Origin of the sequence: Micromonospora sp. NPDC005087, assembly GCF_042872965.1 — a bacterium.
Taxonomy (GTDB): Bacteria; Actinomycetota; Actinomycetes; order Mycobacteriales; family Micromonosporaceae; genus Micromonospora.
Genome location: NZ_JBIALB010000010.1, coordinates 114,611 through 130,315, shown reverse-complemented (window position 1 = coordinate 130,315; position 15,705 = coordinate 114,611). Strand labels below are relative to the sequence as shown.

At 73.4% G+C, this 15,705-nt stretch carries 17 protein-coding genes and 1 pseudogene; 6 read left to right on the top strand and 12 right to left on the bottom strand.

The window, feature by feature from the left end:
- Positions 1 to 90: 90 nt before the first annotated feature.
- On the bottom strand, positions 91 to 2,226 hold the full coding sequence (ligA, locus tag ACFYPS_RS23095) for an NAD-dependent DNA ligase LigA (protein WP_354967015.1): 2,136 nt from the start codon (positions 2,224 to 2,226) through the stop codon (positions 91 to 93).
- Positions 2,227 to 2,424: 198 nt separating this feature from the next.
- Between ligA and ACFYPS_RS23090 the strand changes: the two genes are divergently transcribed.
- Positions 2,425 to 2,964, top strand: a complete 540-nt coding sequence (locus tag ACFYPS_RS23090; RefSeq protein WP_354967016.1) for a type II toxin-antitoxin system PemK/MazF family toxin — start codon at positions 2,425 to 2,427, stop codon at positions 2,962 to 2,964.
- 72 nt (positions 2,965 to 3,036) lie between these two features.
- Here ACFYPS_RS23090 and ACFYPS_RS23085 read toward each other — a convergent pair whose 3' ends face one another.
- The 7 genes and pseudogenes from ACFYPS_RS23085 to ACFYPS_RS23055 all read right to left on the bottom strand — a co-directional run bounded on the left by ACFYPS_RS23085 (position 3,037) and on the right by ACFYPS_RS23055 (position 9,554).
- Positions 3,037 to 4,044, bottom strand: a complete 1,008-nt coding sequence (locus tag ACFYPS_RS23085) for an ADP-ribosylglycohydrolase family protein (RefSeq protein ID WP_354967017.1) — start codon at positions 4,042 to 4,044, stop codon at positions 3,037 to 3,039.
- A gap of 30 nt (positions 4,045 to 4,074) precedes the next feature.
- Positions 4,075 to 4,443: a VOC family protein gene (locus ACFYPS_RS23080; RefSeq protein ID WP_354967018.1), complete on the bottom strand. Its 369-nt coding sequence runs from the start codon at positions 4,441 to 4,443 to the stop codon at positions 4,075 to 4,077.
- Between the two features lie 36 nt (positions 4,444 to 4,479).
- Complete coding sequence (locus ACFYPS_RS23075) at positions 4,480 to 5,484, bottom strand: methionine synthase (RefSeq protein ID WP_354967019.1); 1,005 nt, start codon at positions 5,482 to 5,484, stop codon at positions 4,480 to 4,482.
- 64 nt (positions 5,485 to 5,548) lie between these two features.
- Entirely contained in the window at positions 5,549 to 6,622 is a 1,074-nt protein-coding gene (mnmA, locus tag ACFYPS_RS23070) for a tRNA 2-thiouridine(34) synthase MnmA (RefSeq protein WP_354967020.1), read from the bottom strand.
- A 98-nt stretch (positions 6,623 to 6,720) separates the two neighbouring features.
- Entirely contained in the window at positions 6,721 to 7,896 is a 1,176-nt protein-coding gene (locus ACFYPS_RS23065) for a cysteine desulfurase family protein (protein WP_387326924.1), read from the bottom strand.
- Between the two features lie 173 nt (positions 7,897 to 8,069).
- Positions 8,070 to 8,726 (bottom strand): class F sortase, encoded by a 657-nt coding sequence (locus tag ACFYPS_RS23060; RefSeq protein WP_387326921.1) that lies wholly within the window; start codon positions 8,724 to 8,726, stop codon positions 8,070 to 8,072.
- Positions 8,723 to 9,554, bottom strand: a pseudogene (locus ACFYPS_RS23055) (DUF4397 domain-containing protein). Before ACFYPS_RS23055 ends, ACFYPS_RS23060 begins: the two are co-directional and overlap by 4 nt.
- A gap of 231 nt (positions 9,555 to 9,785) precedes the next feature.
- On the opposite strand from ACFYPS_RS23055, the gene ACFYPS_RS23050 reads away from it, so the two are divergent.
- Positions 9,786 to 10,388, top strand: coding sequence for a sigma-70 family RNA polymerase sigma factor (locus ACFYPS_RS23050; RefSeq protein ID WP_354967023.1), 603 nt, complete (start codon positions 9,786 to 9,788; stop codon positions 10,386 to 10,388).
- On the top strand, positions 10,342 to 11,136 hold the full coding sequence (locus tag ACFYPS_RS23045; RefSeq protein ID WP_354967024.1) for an anti-sigma factor: 795 nt from the start codon (positions 10,342 to 10,344) through the stop codon (positions 11,134 to 11,136). The genes ACFYPS_RS23050 and ACFYPS_RS23045 overlap by 47 nt, the downstream gene beginning before the upstream one ends.
- 162 nt (positions 11,137 to 11,298) lie before the next feature.
- Here ACFYPS_RS23045 and ACFYPS_RS23040 read toward each other — a convergent pair whose 3' ends face one another.
- The 4 genes from ACFYPS_RS23040 to ACFYPS_RS23025 all read right to left on the bottom strand — a co-directional run bounded on the left by ACFYPS_RS23040 (position 11,299) and on the right by ACFYPS_RS23025 (position 14,452).
- Positions 11,299 to 12,258 carry an electron transfer flavoprotein subunit alpha/FixB family protein gene (locus ACFYPS_RS23040; protein WP_121652417.1) on the bottom strand — a complete coding sequence of 320 codons (960 nt, stop codon included), beginning with the start codon at positions 12,256 to 12,258 and terminating at the stop codon, positions 11,299 to 11,301.
- Positions 12,259 to 12,273: 15 nt separating this feature from the next.
- Positions 12,274 to 13,053: an electron transfer flavoprotein subunit beta/FixA family protein gene (locus tag ACFYPS_RS23035; protein WP_354967025.1), complete on the bottom strand. Its 780-nt coding sequence runs from the start codon at positions 13,051 to 13,053 to the stop codon at positions 12,274 to 12,276.
- Between the two features lie 200 nt (positions 13,054 to 13,253).
- Positions 13,254 to 13,652 carry a hypothetical protein gene (locus ACFYPS_RS23030; protein ID WP_354967026.1) on the bottom strand — a complete coding sequence of 133 codons (399 nt, stop codon included), beginning with the start codon at positions 13,650 to 13,652 and terminating at the stop codon, positions 13,254 to 13,256.
- A 2-nt stretch (positions 13,653 to 13,654) separates the two neighbouring features.
- The gene (locus ACFYPS_RS23025; RefSeq protein WP_387326916.1) at positions 13,655 to 14,452 is read right to left on the bottom strand and encodes a GNAT family N-acetyltransferase; all 798 of its coding nucleotides are present in this window, start codon (positions 14,450 to 14,452) and stop codon (positions 13,655 to 13,657) included.
- Between the two features lie 41 nt (positions 14,453 to 14,493).
- On the opposite strand from ACFYPS_RS23025, the gene ACFYPS_RS23020 reads away from it, so the two are divergent.
- Genes ACFYPS_RS23020 through ACFYPS_RS23010 form a run of 3 tightly spaced genes read left to right on the top strand, consistent with a single transcriptional unit; the run spans position 14,494 to position 15,650 of the window.
- Entirely contained in the window at positions 14,494 to 14,886 is a 393-nt protein-coding gene (locus tag ACFYPS_RS23020; RefSeq protein WP_354967028.1) for a DUF202 domain-containing protein, read from the top strand.
- A complete protein-coding gene (locus ACFYPS_RS23015) occupies positions 14,883 to 15,212 on the top strand; it encodes a DUF202 domain-containing protein (RefSeq protein WP_354967029.1) in 330 nt (109 codons plus the stop codon). The genes ACFYPS_RS23020 and ACFYPS_RS23015 overlap by 4 nt, the downstream gene beginning before the upstream one ends.
- Positions 15,213 to 15,239: 27 nt before the next feature.
- Positions 15,240 to 15,650 (top strand): PLDc N-terminal domain-containing protein, encoded by a 411-nt coding sequence (locus ACFYPS_RS23010; protein ID WP_387326912.1) that lies wholly within the window; start codon positions 15,240 to 15,242, stop codon positions 15,648 to 15,650.
- Positions 15,651 to 15,705 lie beyond the last annotated feature (55 nt).

Sequence of the window (15,705 nt, the reverse complement as noted above, 5' to 3'; positions counted from 1 at the left end):
CCTCAGCCCCGGGTTTCCCGGTATGACAGTCACGAATCGGTCGTAGTCGTAATTAAGTTGGTATGCGCGGCCAGCGGACGCCGGAGCCGGTCAGCTCTCCAGCCGGGCGACGTCCCGTGCCGCGTCCGGACCCGCGTCCAGCAGCACCCGGAACCCGTCCTCGTCGAGTACCGGCACCTTGAGGCTGGCCGCCTTGTCGGCCTTGGACCCCGGGTTGTCGCCCACGACCACGAAGCTCGTCTTCTTGGAGACCGAGCCACTGACCTTGCCGCCCCTGCTCTGCACGGCCTCGGCGGCCTGGTCCCGGGAGAAGCTGGCGAGCGTGCCGGTCACCACCACGGTCAGCCCCTCCAACGGGCGCGGCCCCTCGTCGCCCGCCTCCTCGGCCATCCGTACGCCCGCCTCGGCCCACTTGCGGACCACGTCGCGGTGCCAGTCCACGGCGAACCACTCCCGGATGCTGGCCGCGATCGTCGGACCGACCCCGTCGACCGAGGAGAGCTCCTCCTCGCTGGCCGCGTCGATGGCCTCCATGGAGCGGAAGTGCCTGGCGAGCGCCTGGGCCGCCGTCGGGCCGACGTGCCGGATGGAGAGCGCCACCAGCACCCGCCACAGGTCGCGTTCCCGGGCGACCGCCAGATTGTCCAGCAGCTTGACCGCGTTGCTGCCCAGGCTGCCGTCCTTGTTGACGAAGAACGGGGACCGGGACAGCTGCTCGGCGTCGAGCTGGAAGAGGTCCCCCTCGTCGGCGATGATCTCCGCGTCCAGCAGAGCCGCCGCGCCCTTGTAGCCGAGCACCTCGATGTCGAACCCGCCGCGACCGGCGAGGTGGAACACCCGTTCGCGTAGCTGGGCGGGGCAGCTGCGGGTGTTGGGGCAGCGGATGTCGATGTCGCCCTCCTTGGCCGGCGCGAGCGGGGTGCCGCAGGCCGGGCAGGTGGTCGGCATGACGAACGGCCGGGCGTCGGCGGGGCGCAGGTCGACAACCGGGCCGAGCACCTCGGGAATCACGTCGCCGGCCTTGCGCAGCACCACCGTGTCGCCGATCAGCACACCCTTGCGCTCCACCTCACGGGCGTTGTGCAGGGTGGCGAGCGCGACGGTGGAGCCGGCCACCCGCACCGGTTCGAGAACGGCGAACGGGGTGACCCGCCCGGTGCGCCCCACGTTGACGTCGATGTCGAGCAGCTTGGTGGTGACCTCCTCCGGCGGGTACTTGAAGGCGATCGCCCAGCGCGGGGCGCGGCTGGTCGACCCGAGCCGGCCCTGGATGGACACCGGATCGACCTTGACCACCACTCCGTCGATCTCGTGCTCGACGTCGTGCCGGTGCTCGGCGTAGTAGGCGATGTATTCGGCCACGCCGGCCAGATCCGGCACCACCCGCCACCGGTCACTGGTCGGCAGGCCCCACGCCTTGAGCGCCGCGTACGACTCGGACTGCGCGGTGGGCTGGAAACCACGGCGGGCGCCGATGCCGTGCACCACCAGGCGCAGCGGCCGTGACGCGGTGACCCGTGGATCCTTCTGGCGCAGGCTGCCGGCGGCGGCGTTGCGGGGATTGGCGAAGGGCGCCTTGCCCTGCTCCACCAGGCCCGCGTTGAGGTCGGCGAACGCGGCGATCGGGAAGTAGATCTCGCCCCGGACCTCCAGCAGCTCGGGAATCTCCGGGAACTCGGCGGACGGGGTGAGCTGGCCGGGCACGCCACGGATGCTGCGCACGTTGGCGGTGACGTCCTCGCCGGTGCGGCCGTCACCGCGGGTGGCCGCCCGAACCAGCCGGCCGGCCTCGTAGGTCAGGTTGATCGCCAGCCCGTCGACCTTCAGCTCACACAGGTAGGGCACCGGGCCGCCGGCGTCCCGCTCGACCCGCTCGGCCCAGGCCGCCAGCTCCTCGTCGGCGAAGGCGTTGTCCAGAGAGAGCATCCGCTCGGCGTGGGTGACCGGGGTGAAGTCGGTGGAGAACGTGCCACCGACCCGTTGGGTCGGCGAATCCGGTGTGCGCAGTGCCGGGAACTCGTCCTCCAGCGCCTCCAGCTCGCGCAGCTGCCGGTCGAACTCGGCGTCCGCGATGATCGGCGCGTCCAGCACGTAGTAGCGGTACTGATGTTCGGTCAGCTCGCGGCTGAGCGTGGCGTGCCGTTCCCGCGCATGCGGCGTCGGCTCGACGCCGGCCGCCGCCTCCTGCGCCGGGCTGACCTGCTGACCGATCTGCTCCTCGGACACACCGCCACCTTCGGACACGCCTGCGACCTCCCTGATCACGCTACTCCGGCACGGTATCCGCCCGGTGGGACAAACAGTCGCCCACCCACGCACCGCGTTCTCGCGATCACGATCGGCGGCGCGCGCCGCGGTGATCGGCATGCGAGGATCGCCGGACGACGGGGGCCGGTGGGCCTCCGGACGACGGCGGAGGTGGCGATGCCCGAGGCCCTGCTCTGGGCGGTGGCGATCCTGCTGGCGGTGGCGGCCGGTTGGGCGTGGAGCGCCTGGCGGCACCGGGTGGCGAGCCGGCGCCCGGGCAGCCGGCCGGGCCGGGGCCCCGCGACCGGCGGACGTCGTCCCGCGCCGCCGCGACCCCGCGCCGCCGACCGGCCGCCCACCAAACCCCGGGCCCGCGACGCCGACCGGGGCGCGGGCACGCCGGCGCCGGGTGAGATCTGGTGGGCCGACGTGCCGTACGCCGACGGCAGCGGGTCCAAGGTCCGGCCCTGCCTGGTGCTGCGCGCCGACTCCCGGGGCGCCGACGTACTGAAGATCACCAGTCAGGACAAGAGCGACCGGGACGACCACGTCCGCATTCCCACCCGGAACTGGGACCCCGGCGCCGAGCACGACAGCTACCTGAGCCTCACCGAGCCGACCCGGATCAGCTCGGCCGCCTTCGCCGACCGCGCCGGAAACTGCGACGCCGACCTGTGGCGACGGGTCCGCAGCCTGCACCACCTGCCCACCCGCTGACCGTCCCCCGCCCCGTCCGGCTCCCGTCGGTCACCCAACTCCTGCTGACGGGATCGGCAGCGGGGACCTGGATCAGTCCCAGGCCGCGCCGAGCGTGGCGAGCTGGTCGGCGTACTCGATGCGGTCGACCCAGCCGGGCGGCCAGGCGGTCATCCCGGCGGCCGCACCCACGAAGGCGCCGGCCAGGGCGGCGATCGAGTCGGAGTCCCCGGCGGTGGTCGCACCCCGGGCCAGCGCCGCGACCGGGTCGTCGGCGTGCCTTACGGCGCAGAGCAGAGCGGTGGCCAGCGCCTCCTCGGCGACCCAGCCCTCCCCGGTGGCCCGGCACGGATCGCCACCGTCGTCCGGCTGCCCCAGGGCGTCCGTCAGCCGGGCCAGCACCGCCAGGCACTCGTCCCAGCCCCGGGCGATGAAGTCCTCCGCGGTGCCGGCCCCGGCGCGCTGCCAGAGGTCACCCAGCCACCGCTCCCGGTACACGCGGCGCTGGCTCCGCGCCCGCTCGGTGAGAATCGCGGGAAGAGCGGGCAGCCCGGCGCCCCCGCGCAGGGCGAAGACCGCGTACGCGGTGAGCTCGCTGGCCGCCAACCCGGTCGGATGGCCGTGGGTCAGCCCGGCCTGCAACTGCGCCAACCCGGCCAGCGTGTCCAGATCCACGTCGAGCAACCCGACCGGCGTGACCCGCATGTTGGCCCCGCACCCCTTGGACCCGGCCACCGTGGCCTCCTGCCAGCGGAGCCCGCGACCCAGGTCGGCGCAGGCGCGCAGGCAGGTCATGCCGGGGGCGCGGTTGTTGTCCGGGCTGACCGCCCAGGCCAAGAAGCGCCGCCGGAGCAGCGGCTCCACCCCCTGCGGGGTGAGCGACGGAGCCTCGTGCAGCGCCCAGCCCACCGCCAGCGCCATCTGGGTGTCGTCGGTGACCAGCGCCGGCTCGCCGGTCAGCTCGCGCGGACCGGCCGGCCCGTACCGGTGCTCGATCTCGGCGACGGTCAGGAATTCCGTCGGCTTGCCGAGCGCGTCACCATAGGCAAGGCCGAAGAGCGAGCCAGAGGCACGCAGAGGGTCGTGGGCCACGGCGGCCATGATGCCCGGCCGCCGCGACCCACGCCAGGGTCAGTCCCAGCAGAGACAGAACGGGTGGCCGACCGGGTCGGCGTAGACCCGGAAGCCCTCGCCCTCGCCGGGCAACCGGCGGGCGCCCAGTGCGAGCGCCGCCTTCTCGGCGGCCTCGATGTCGTCCACCGTCACGTCGAGGTGGAACTGCTGGGGGCGCTCCGGGTCCGGCCAGGCCGGCGGACGCAGGTTGAGCGCACGCTGGAACGCCAGGCGGGGCTGGTGCCCGGGCGGACCGCCCAGCACCACCCACTCGTCGTCATCGGAGTCACCCTCGGCCAGGGGTACACCGAGCAGCTCCGCGTAGAACGCCGCCAGTGCCCGCGGATCGGGGCAGTCGATCACCACTGAACGTAGCTGTCCAATCATGTCCTTCATCCTGCCCAGTGGGTACGACAGGAAACCTCACTCCTCGGCGAGCCGCCGGCCGGCGTCCCGGCACGCGGCCAGCACCACCCGGGCGTACTCCGGGCTGGCTCCGGCCAAACCGCAGGCCGGGGTGATGACCACCTGCTGGGCGAGCTGCCGGCGCGGGAACCCGAGCCGGTCCCAGAGCTGGCGCACCCGGTCGGCCACCTGCGCGGACGTCGGCGCCTGGCCGGTCGACGGCGGTCGGGTCGGCACGGCCCCGGCCAGCAACCCGAGGCCGGCGTCGATCGCCTCGCCCAGCGGGTCCAGCTCGGTGAGCAGGTCCAGGTCGAGGGCCACCCCGGCGGCGCCCGTCGAACGGATCAACTCCAGTGGCACGTCCGGGGCGCAGCAGTGCACCACCGTCGGCACGCCAGCGGCCTCGACGACGGTGCGCAGCAGCGCCGCCGCGTCCGCCGACTCCACCGCCCGGTACGCGCCCAGCCCGCTTTCGGTGGGCACCCGCCCGGCCAGCACGGTCGGCAGCGACGGCTCGTCCAGCTGGAGCAGCACCGAGGCGCGGGGCAGTCGTCGGGCGACCGCGGCGACGTGCGCGCGCAGCCCCTCGGCGAGGGAGCCGGTCAGGTCACGGACCGCGCCGGGGTCGCGCAGCAGCCGGCCGCCGATCGGCAGCTCCAGGGCGGCGGCCAGGGTGAGCGGGCCGCCGGCCTGCACCTTGATCGGGCCCGCGTACTCCTCGGCCTGCTCGGCGAGCTGGTCCAGGTCGCGTTCCATCAGGTCGCGGGCCCGACGCAGGTCGCGACCCGGGCGCGGGGCGACCCGCCAACGCCCGCTGTACAGCTCGACGGGCAGCTCGACCAGCAGCCCCGCGCTGCGACCGATCAGGTCGGCTCCCGGGCCGCGGGCCGGCAGCTCGGGAAGGTGGGGCAGCGCGGGAAGCTCACCGAGGACCACCCGCTGGGCCTCGGCGATGTCGGTGCCGGGCAGCGAACCGATGCCGGTCGCGGCGCCGGCCGGCCAGGGCCACACCTGATCTGTCACGGCGGAAGGGTATCCGGTACGCCGGCCGCCCGGGCCGCGACGGCCAGGGCGATGGTGTGCCAGGTCAGCCGGTGATGGTGGCGGAGCCGAGGACCACGTCGCCGGCCGGGTCCGGCCGGTACGCCACCACGGCCTGGCCTGCGGCGACGCCGCGTGCCGGCCGGCGCAGCTCGGCGTGGAGCGTGGCGCCGTCGAGGGCGACGGTGGCCGGCACCACGTCGCCGTGCGCGCGCAACTGCACCTCGCACTCGACCGGCGCGTCCGGGCGTGGGCCACCCGTCCAGACCGGCCGTTCGGCACGTACCCGGGACACCTCCAGCGCCTCGGCCGGGCCGACCGTCACAGTGTTGGTTTTGGGCGTGATGGAGAGCACGTAGCGCGGCCGGCCGTCCGGGGCGGGCCGGTCCAGGTGCAGCCCGCGACGCTGGCCCACCGTGTACGCGTACGCCCCGGTGTGGCTGCCGACCACCGCGCCGGTGCTCGCGTCCACCACGTCGCCGGGCGCCTCGCCGAGGCGGCCGGCCAGGAAGCCGCGGGTGTCGCCGTCGGCGATGAAGCAGATGTCGTGCGAGTCCGGCTTGTCGGCCACCGCCAGGCCACGCTCGGCGGCCTCGGCGCGGACCTGCGCCTTGGTCGAGTCGCCGAGCGGGAAGATCGAGCGGTCCAGCTGCTCGCGGGTGAGCACGGCCAGCACGTACGACTGGTCCTTGGCCACGTCGACACTGCGGCGCAGCAGCCCGTCGGGGCCGAGGCGGGCGTGGTGGCCGGTGACCACCGCGTCGAAGCCCAGGGCCACCGCCCGGTCCAGCACCGCGGAAAACTTGATCTTCTCGTTGCAGCGCAGGCAGGGATTCGGCGTACGACCGGCGGCGTACTCGGCCACGAAGTCGTCCACCACGTCCTCGTGGAACCGGTCGGCCATGTCCCAGACGTAGAACGGGATGCCGATCACGTCGGCGGCCCGCCGGGCGTCCCGGGAGTCCTCCAGCGTGCAGCAGCCGCGCGCCCCGGTCCGGTAGGTCTGCGGATTGCGGGCCAGCGCCAGGTGCACCCCGGTCACGTCATGCCCGGCCGCCACCGCCCGCGCCGCCGCCACGGCCGAGTCAACCCCGCCCGACATCGCCGCCAACACCCTCACCAGCTGACTCCCTTCCCTCCTCCAGCCTATCCACCCCGTCCGGCGACCCTTCGCGCCCGCACCCGACCCAGCCCCATCCCTGCCCTGGCCGGGGGGTGTCAGCGGGGGGTGCGGAGGGCGGCGGCTCGGCGGGCGCGGTCGACGGCGGCGGGGAGGGCCGCGATGAGGTCGTCGATCTCGTCCTGCGTGCTGGTGTGCCCGAGCGTGAAGCGCAGCGAGGAGCGGGCGCGGTCGTCGTCGGCGCCCATCGCCAGCAGTACGTGCGAGGGCTGGGCCACCCCGGCTGAGCAGGCCGAACCCGTCGAGCAGGCGATGCCCTGGGCGTCGAGCAGGAGAAGCAGGGCGTCGCCCTCGCAGCCCGGGAAGGAGAAGTGCGCGTTGCCGGGCAGCCGGTCGACCGGGTCGCCGTTGTAGACCACCTCGGGCACCGCCCGGCGGACCCGCTCGATCAGGTCGTCGCGAAGCGCGGCCACCCGGGCCGCGTACTCCTGCTGGCCCTTCACCGCCGCCTCGACAGCGACCGCGAAGGCGACGATGCCGGCGGTGTCCAGGGTGCCGGAGCGGACGTCGCGTTCCTGTCCGCCGCCGTGCAGCAGCGGCGTGGCCGCCACGTCCCGGGCGAGCAGCAGCGCGCCCACCCCGGTCGGGCCACCCAGCTTGTGTCCGGTGACGGTCAGCGCGGCGACGCCGCTCGCGGCGAAGTCGACCGGCACCTGCCCGACCGCCTGGATGGCGTCGGTGTGGAACGGCACGCCGTGCTCGGCGGCGACGGCGGCCAGTTCGGCCACCGGCTGGATGGTGCCGACCTCGTTGTTCGCCCACATGGCGGTGACCACGGCCACCCGGTCGGCGTGCGCGGCCAACTCGGCGCGCAGGTCGTTCGGGTCGAGTCGACCGGCGGCGTCCACCGGCAGCCAGCCGACCTCGGCCCCCTCGTGCTGGGCCAGCCAGTCCACCGCGTCCAGCACCGCGTGGTGCTCGACGGCGCTGGAGATCACCCGCCGGCGGTCGGGGCCGGCCCCGCGCCGCGCCCAGAAGATGCCCTTGACCGCGAGGTTGTCGCTCTCCGTGCCGCCGCCGGTGAAAATCACCTCGGACGGCCGGGCACCCAGCACGGCGGCGACGCGCTCGCGCGACTCCTCGACCCGGCGGCGGGCACGGCGACCCGCCGCGTGCAGGGAGGACGCGTTGCCGACCTCGCGGGCGGTGGCGACGTACGCCTCCAGTGCGTCGTCGAGCATCGGAGTCGTCGCCGCGTGATCCAGGTATGCCATCACCGTTCAGCCTACGGCTGACCGGTCAGGGAGCGGACGCGGGAGGGGACCCGGCCGACAGCCGGAACCCGCGACCCTCCCTGGGCGTGGCGCCGCCGGGGCGGGAAGGGCGCGACCCTCCCCACCCCGACCCCCGGGTCCGCCCGTCGAACGGCCGCGGGCGAGCCATCCGGTCAGGCCGGCACCGCGGTGACGACGATGTTGTCCCGGTACCTGCGCGCGGCGGCGTCGAACGGCCCTCCGCAGGTGATCAGGGTCAGCCGTGGCTTGCCGTCCCGGGCGAAGTACCGGTCCAGCGGGATCCTGGTCTTGGCGTACTCCTCCCGGGCGACGACCCGGTACCGCCGGGCCTTGCCGTCGCTGCCGGTCGCGGTCAGGGTGTCCCCCTGGCCCAGCTCGTGCAGCCGGAAGAACGCTCCCCTGCCCTGCCTGGCGCTGTCCACGTGGCCGGCGATGACCACCGAGCCGGCGTCCGCCTCCAGGCCGGGGCCGTACCGGTACCAGCCGATCCGGTCGACGCTCGGCGGCACCTCGAACTCGTTGGTCCGCCGGTTGATGCCGACCGCGTCGACCGTGGCGGTGACGCCGATCTCCGGGATCACCAGGCGGACCGGCGGGACGGTCACCGCGCCAGCCGGCAGTCCCCCGGCGGTGACCGGGACCGACGGGGCGGCCGCCGGCGGCGCGGCGGTGGCGGTGGCCAGCGCGCTCGCCTCCTCGGCGCCGACGTCGTCGGCGGGCTGGGAGCCGCACGCCACCAGGGTCGCGACGGTGAGCGCGGCAACGCCGGCGGCCAGGGCCGCCAGCGCGCCGCGGTTGCGCACCGTCACGTGCGGCCGGTCCGCGCGGTGGCCATCCGCACCCCGCCGCCGAGCAGCAGGAGTACGCCGGCACCGGTGAGCACGTACCACCAGGTGTCCACACCCGTGCCGGCCTGACCACCGTCACCGCTGGGCACGCCGCCCGGGGCGAAGTGCAGGCCGGTGATGGTCTGGGCGACCACGTCGAGGTTCTTGGCCTCGGCCGAGCCGATCGCGTAGACGATCGTCGCGGTGCCCTCCTTGAGGTTGAGGTCCGCCGGGCCGATGGCCACGGTGTCGGTGCCGGCCAGCACCACGTCCGCCTGCACGCTGCCCGCGTCGACGTCGCCCTTGGCCTCGTTCGGGTTGGTCAGGCCCTCGAAGACCGGGGTTCCACCGGCACGGACGTCCACCTCCGGGACGGCGGCGGTGTGCCGCACGATCAGCCGGGCCTTGCCGGCGTCGACCTTGGAGACGTCGTTCGCGAACGGGGTGATCTTCGGCTGGCCGGCGGCGTCGAGGTGTGCCGCGATGCTGATGTTCGCCCCGCCCGGCACCGCGGCGTCGTCGACCTTGAGGATCGCCTTGTCGATTGCCTCACCGGGCTTGGTGAGCGCGATGTCGTACTCGCCCTCCTCCAGGTTCAGCGGGCCGGCCACGTCACCGGGCTTGAAGTTGTCGAGGGTCTTCTTGCCGTTGACGTAGACGTCGACCGGGGTGTCCGGGATGCCGTGCACGACGGAGACCTTCGACGTGGCGGCGTACGCGGGGGTGGCGGTGAACGCGCCGACGCCGGCGAAGACCAGCGCGGCGACGGCGCCACCGGCGGCGACCCGACGGAAAGTACGAGAGCTGCATGTCTGCCTCCTGCTGATTGGTGCTGATTCGTCAGGCCTGGCTTGCAGAACGGGTTACGCCGGCTCCGCGACGGGTGGATGCGATCGGACATGGATTTCTTTTTTCGGCCCGGTCCGCATCCGAACCGGGTCCGGGGAACGAAGAGCTTCGTGAGATGACATCGACGGGGAGAGTGGGGCGGAGGCTGTGGGAGTTACAGTCGGGCATGCCCCATCGAAGGCGAGCAGCCCGATGACGGCGTCCGGACAGGAACCCGACCTCCCGGTGGACGACCTCGCCCTCCGGTTCCGCGCTGGCGACGAGGTCGCGCTCCGCGAGGCGTACGACCGGTACGGCCGCGCCGTGCTGCACCTGGCCACCTCGATGCTGGCCAACCGCGGCGACGCCGAGGACGTGACCCAGGCGACGTTCGTCGGCGCCTGGCTGGGGCGGGAGACCTTCGATCCGGCCAAGGGTTCGCTGATCGGTTGGCTGCTCGGCATCGGCCGGCGCAAGGTGATCGACCGGATGCGGGCCACGGCCCGGGAGACCCGGGTGGTCGAGACCGTCCGCCAGGTGCCCGAGCCGGCGCAGACCGGTCCCGATCCGGACCGGGTGGTCGATCGGCTGGTGGTCGCCGACGAGCTGGCTCGCCTGCCGGACGACCAACGACGCATGCTGGAGCTGGCCTTCTACGACGACCTGACCCACCAGCAGATAGCGGCGGTGACCGGCGTGCCGCTGGGCACCGTGAAGAGTCACATCCGGCGCGGCATGGCGAGCTTGAAACGCAGATGGGAGGTGGACGGTGCAGCACCTGGACCACGACCGGCTGGTCTTTCTGGCGCTCGGTGAGAGCGAGGCGGACAACGGGGAGAGCACCCACCTCGACACCTGCGCGCACTGCCGGGTGGAGATGGAGAGCCTCCAGCAGGTGGCCGGGCTCGGCGCGGAGACGCAGGGGTTGGCTGACCTGCCCGACCCGCCGGAGCACGTCTGGCAGGGCATCACGGCGGAGATCAGCGCCGCGGAGGCCCTGCCGTCGCTGACCGAGACGCGTCGACGGCAGGCGGCCGAGCCGGTCAGCGGTACGACGGACGAGCCAGCGTGGCCCGGTGCCGCCGGTCGGACGACCCGCTCCCGGTCCCGCCGTCGCGCTCGCCGGTCGGGCTGGGCGGCCACCGCGGTCACCGCGGTCGCGGCCGCGGCGGTCGGCGTGGTGGGCACGGTGTCGGTGCTGCGCCAGGACGACCCGGAGCCCGCTCCGACGCAGCCGGTGGTGGCCAGCGCGCCGCTCGCTGCCTTCGGTTCGACACCGAAGTCGGCCCAGGGTGACGCGCGGGTGCTCCAGAACGGCCAACTACATCTGCACGTGGCGAATCTCCCGCGCGTGTCGGGGTACTACGAGGTCTGGCTCATCAACCCGACGACCATGGAGATGTTCTCGATCGGCACCCTCGGTGCCGACGCGGACGCTCTGCTGCCACTGCCCCCGAATGTCGACCTGAAGAGCTACACGGTGGTCGACGTCTCCGCCGAGCAGTACGACAACAACACCCGCCACTCCGGCGACAGCCTGCTGAGGGGCACCCTGACGGGCTGATCGGCGGGCCGGCTCAGCTCCCCGGCCCGCCGATCAGCTCCCTTTCCACCGCCGGGACACGGCGGGTTCCACGCGGAAACGACGAGTGGCCGCCCGACACCCGGGCGGCCACTCGTCGTCGTACGGTCCGGGGCGCCACCGTTCGGCGTCGCCCCGGGAGCGTCACTTGCGCTTGCGGATCTCCTCGGCGGCCTGCGGAACGACCTTGAACAGGTCCCCCACCACGCCGAAGTCGGCCAGCTCGAAGATCGGCGCCTCGCCGTCCTTGTTGACCGCGACGATGGTCTTCGAGGTCTGCATGCCGGCGCGGTGCTGGATGGCACCGGAGATGCCGAGCGCGACGTACAGCTGCGGGGAGACCGTCTTGCCGGTCTGGCCCACCTGGAACTGGTGCGGGTAAAAGCCGGAGTCGACCGCGGCGCGGGACGCGCCGACGGCGCCGCCGAGCAGGTCGGCCAGCTCCTCGACCAGCTTGAAGTTGTCGGCGTTGCCGACGCCGCGACCGCCGGAGACGACCACGCCGGCCTCGGTCAGCTCGGGGCGGGAGCCCTTCTGCTCGGCGACCCGGTCGACGACCTTCGCCAGCTTGTCGGTGTCGGTGACCGACACGGTGAGCTGCTCGATCGCCGGGGTGGCCGCCGCCGGGGTCGGGTTGACCGAGTTGGGGCGGACAGTGACCAGCGGCAGACCCCTGGTGACCTTGGACTTGACGATGGTGGAGCCGGCGAAGGCGACCTGCGTGGCGGTGCCGTCGGCGTCCAGTCCGACGACGTCGGTCAGGATGCCGTTGTCCAGTTTGACGGCGAGCCGGGCGGCGATCTCCTTGCCCTCCTGCGCCGAGGCCAGCAGGACGGCGGCCGGCTGCACCCGCTTGACCAGCTCGGCCAGCACGGTGGCCTTGGGGGCCACCAGGTAGCCGTCGATCTCGTCACCCTCGGCGGCGTAGATCTTCTCCGCGCCGTACTCGCCCAGCTTGGCGCTCAGCGCCTCCGCGGCGCCAGCACCGCCGAGCACCACCGCGCTCGGGGTGCCCAGCTCGCGGGCGAGGGTGAGCATCTCCAGGGTGACCTTCTTGACGCCGAATTCCTTGGTGGCTTCGACGACGACGAGAACCTCAGACATGTCCAGACCCCGCTCTCACACGAACTTCTCGGTAGCGAGGAACTCGACCAGCTTGACGCCGCCCTCGCCCTCGTCGGTGATCTTGGCGCCGCCGGAGCGCGGCGGGCGCTTGGTGTGCTCGACGACGGCGCTGGTGGCTCCGTCGAAGCCCACCTCGGTCTGCGCGACCCCGAGGTCGGCCAGGGAGAGCGTCTGCACCGGCTTCTTCTTGGCGGCCATGATGCCCTTGAAGGAGGGGTAGCGCGGCTCGTTGATGGTGTCCCAGACGGAGACCACGGCCGGGGTAGCGGCGGTGACGACCTCGTAGCCCTCCTCGGTCTGCCGCTCGACGGTCAGCGTGGCGCCGTCGACGGTGAGCTTGCGCGCACCGGTGAGCGCCGCGACGCCGAGCCGCTCGGCGATCATGTGCGACAAGACCTGGACCCGGCCGTCGGTGGACTCCGCGCCGCAGATCACCAGGTCGGCGTTGAGCTGACCGAGCGCGGCGGCGAGCACCTTCGAGGTGGCCACCGCACAGGAACCGTGCAGGGCGTCGTCCACCACGTGGACGGCCTTGTCCGGGCCCATGGAGAGCGCCTTGCGGATCGACTCGGTCGCCCGGTCCGGACCCATGGTCAGGATGGTGACCTCGCCGCCGTGCGCCTCCTTGATCTTCAGCGCCTCCTCGATGGCGTACTCGTCCATCTCATTGATCACGTTGTTCGCCGAACCGCGGTCGACGGTGTTGTCGTCATTGCGCAGGTTGCGGTCCGCGCCCGAATCAGGCACCTGCTTGACGAGTACGACGATATTCATCGCGCTTCGACGACCCTCCTGTGTGGTGTTGCGATTCGCTCGCCCGGTCTCGGGCGCAGCCTCGCGCGTCGGTCGACGCCGGGTCAACCGCGGAGTGCTGTGCGGTTGCCCACGGCGCAATGTTACCTGCCAGTAGGTTGCGGCCCCCCGGGGCACTCAGAGTGACACAGCTCACCGACGCCGGCCGCGGAGCAGGCCGGTCAGGCCAGCGCGCCCCGGATCCGGTCGATGACCGCCGCCTCCTCCGGGGCCACCCCGTCGTGCGCCCGCGCCACCCGGTCCGCCGCGGTCAACACCACCGCGCGGTACGCGTCCACGTCCGCCGGTGACTTCTCCCGCAGGATCCGCATCGCCCGGTCGAGAGCCGGCAGCACCACCGACTCGATCTCCAACTGGGAGTCCCGGGGCATCCGGGGCAGCGGACCCGTGGTCAACGCCTCCTTGACCACCCCGCTGGCGCCGGCCAGCGCGCCGGAGGCGGCGACGCTCTCCCGGATCACGCCCAGCATGCCCGGCTCGGCGTTGGAGACCAGGAAGACGGCCCCGAACGCCCCCGTCTTGAGGGTCAGCCGCTCCTCGTCCGTCAACCGTTGCTCCATGATCACGGAGTGTAGACGTACGGGGTGGTGGTGGTGACCGGGACGAGGCCGAGCCGCTGCAGGATCGGCCGGCTGTCCTCGGACGCGTCGACCTGCAGCAGCGTCCGGCCCCGCTGGTCGGCCAGCCGCGCCCGGTAGGTGACCAGCGCCCGGTAGATGCCCTTGCGCCGCCACTGCGGCAGGGTGGACCCGCCCCAGAGCGTGCCGAAGCGGCTGTTCGCCGGGAACCGCACCCAGCCGGCGCTCACCACCGTCTCGTCCGCCTCGGCCACCACCACCGTGATCGAGTGCGGGTCGGCGTCGATCTCCTTGGCCAGCCCCCAGACCAGGTGCGAGCGGTCCGCCTGCCAGACCTCCTCCTCCATGGCGGCGATCCGCTCCAGGTCGGCCCGGGAGGTCACCTCACGCAGGCGTACCCCCTCGGGGGCGACCGGTAGCGCGGCCGCCAGGGGCGCGACCGGCCCGACCACCACGGTCTCCCGCTCCTGCGCCACGAAGCCGGCCGCGCGCAAGCGGTCCGCCAGATCCGCCGGCTCGTCGTGCCCGTTGAGCTTCCACTCCACCGACTCGCCGCGCTGGCGGAACAGCTCCACCTGCCGGGCGATCAGCTCGTCCAGCGCGTCGCCGGTCAACCCGCCCAGGTCGCGGTAGGTGAGGAATCCGCCCGCGTCGAGCCCGATGATCCGGACCAGCGGCCCGTCCCGCTCCACCGTCACCCCGGCCGGGACCGGATCGGGGATCTCCGGGCGGAGCTGGTTGTCGTAGGCGGCGCGCAAGGTCATCACGTCAAGGTCGGTCACCGGCTCAGGTTAAGCGGCAGGACAAGCGGATAATCGGCAGCGTGAGGGAAGCGATCAGGCGGTGGTTCGACCCGGCGGACCTACGCTCGGTCGGCGAGACACCCGACTACCGCTTCTCCCTGGCCAACGAGCGCACCTTCCTGGCCTGGCTGCGCACCGGCCTGGCGCTGGTCGGCGGCGGCCTGGCCACCGCGCAGTTCCTGCCGCCGCTGCCGCTGGCCCACCTGCGGGAGGCGATCTCCGTCGCGCTGCTGCTGCTCGGCGGCGCCGTCGCCGTCCGCGCGGTGGACCACTGGGCGCGGACCGAACGGGCCATCCGGCTCGGTCAGGAGCTGCCCGCCTCCCGTTTCCCCGCCATCCTCGCCCTCGCCGTCGGTGCCGGCGCGGCGCTGCTGGTGGTCGCGGTGCTGGTCCGGGCGATCGGCGAATCGTGACCGGCGAGCCGGGCCGGGCGGTGCACGGCGGGCGTGACCCCGGGCTGCAACCGGAGCGGACCCGGCTGGCCTGGCGACGGACGGCGCTGGCGCTGACCGTGGTGACCGCGCTGGCCGTCCGGCTCGGGTCGACCGGCGACCCGAGCGGCGCGCTGATCGCCGGCGCCGCCGTGCTGCTCTGGGGGGCGGTGCTCGTGCTGTGCTGGTCGCGGGGCACCGGAACGGGACCGGCGCGCACCGGCGGTCGGACACTGCCCCTGGTCGCGCTGGCCATCGCCGGGCTCGCGCTGCTCGGTGCGCTACTGGTGGTTCGCGGACTGTGGTGACGGGACCGGGTGAGCCATGATAGGTGCATGGCCCGGCTGTACGTACTCCTCTTCCTGGCGCAGATCGTCCTCGCCGTCTGCGCGCTGATCAGCTGTCTCTCCGCCGAGGAGGGCCAGATCCGCGCCCTGCCCCGGATCGCCTGGGTGCTGATCATCTTGTTCTTCCCGCTGGTCGGCTCGATCGCCTGGTTCGTCGCCGGCCGGGAGCCCGGCTCCGGCGCCCGCAAGGCCTGGCCGACCGGCAACCGCCCCGCCGAGCGCCGCCGCCCGGTCGCCCCCGACGACGACCCGGAATTCCTCCGCTCCGTGCAGGAGCGCTCGCAGCAGCAGGACCAGGAGCTCTTCCGCCGCTGGGAGGAAGACCTGCGCCGGCGCGAGGACGACCTGCGCCACCCCGACGGCGAGCCGCCGCGCGAGGGTGACCGGCCGGAGGTGTGAGACCCACCCGCGCCTGGCCACCACACCTTGGCCACCGCGCCCGAGCAGGTCACGG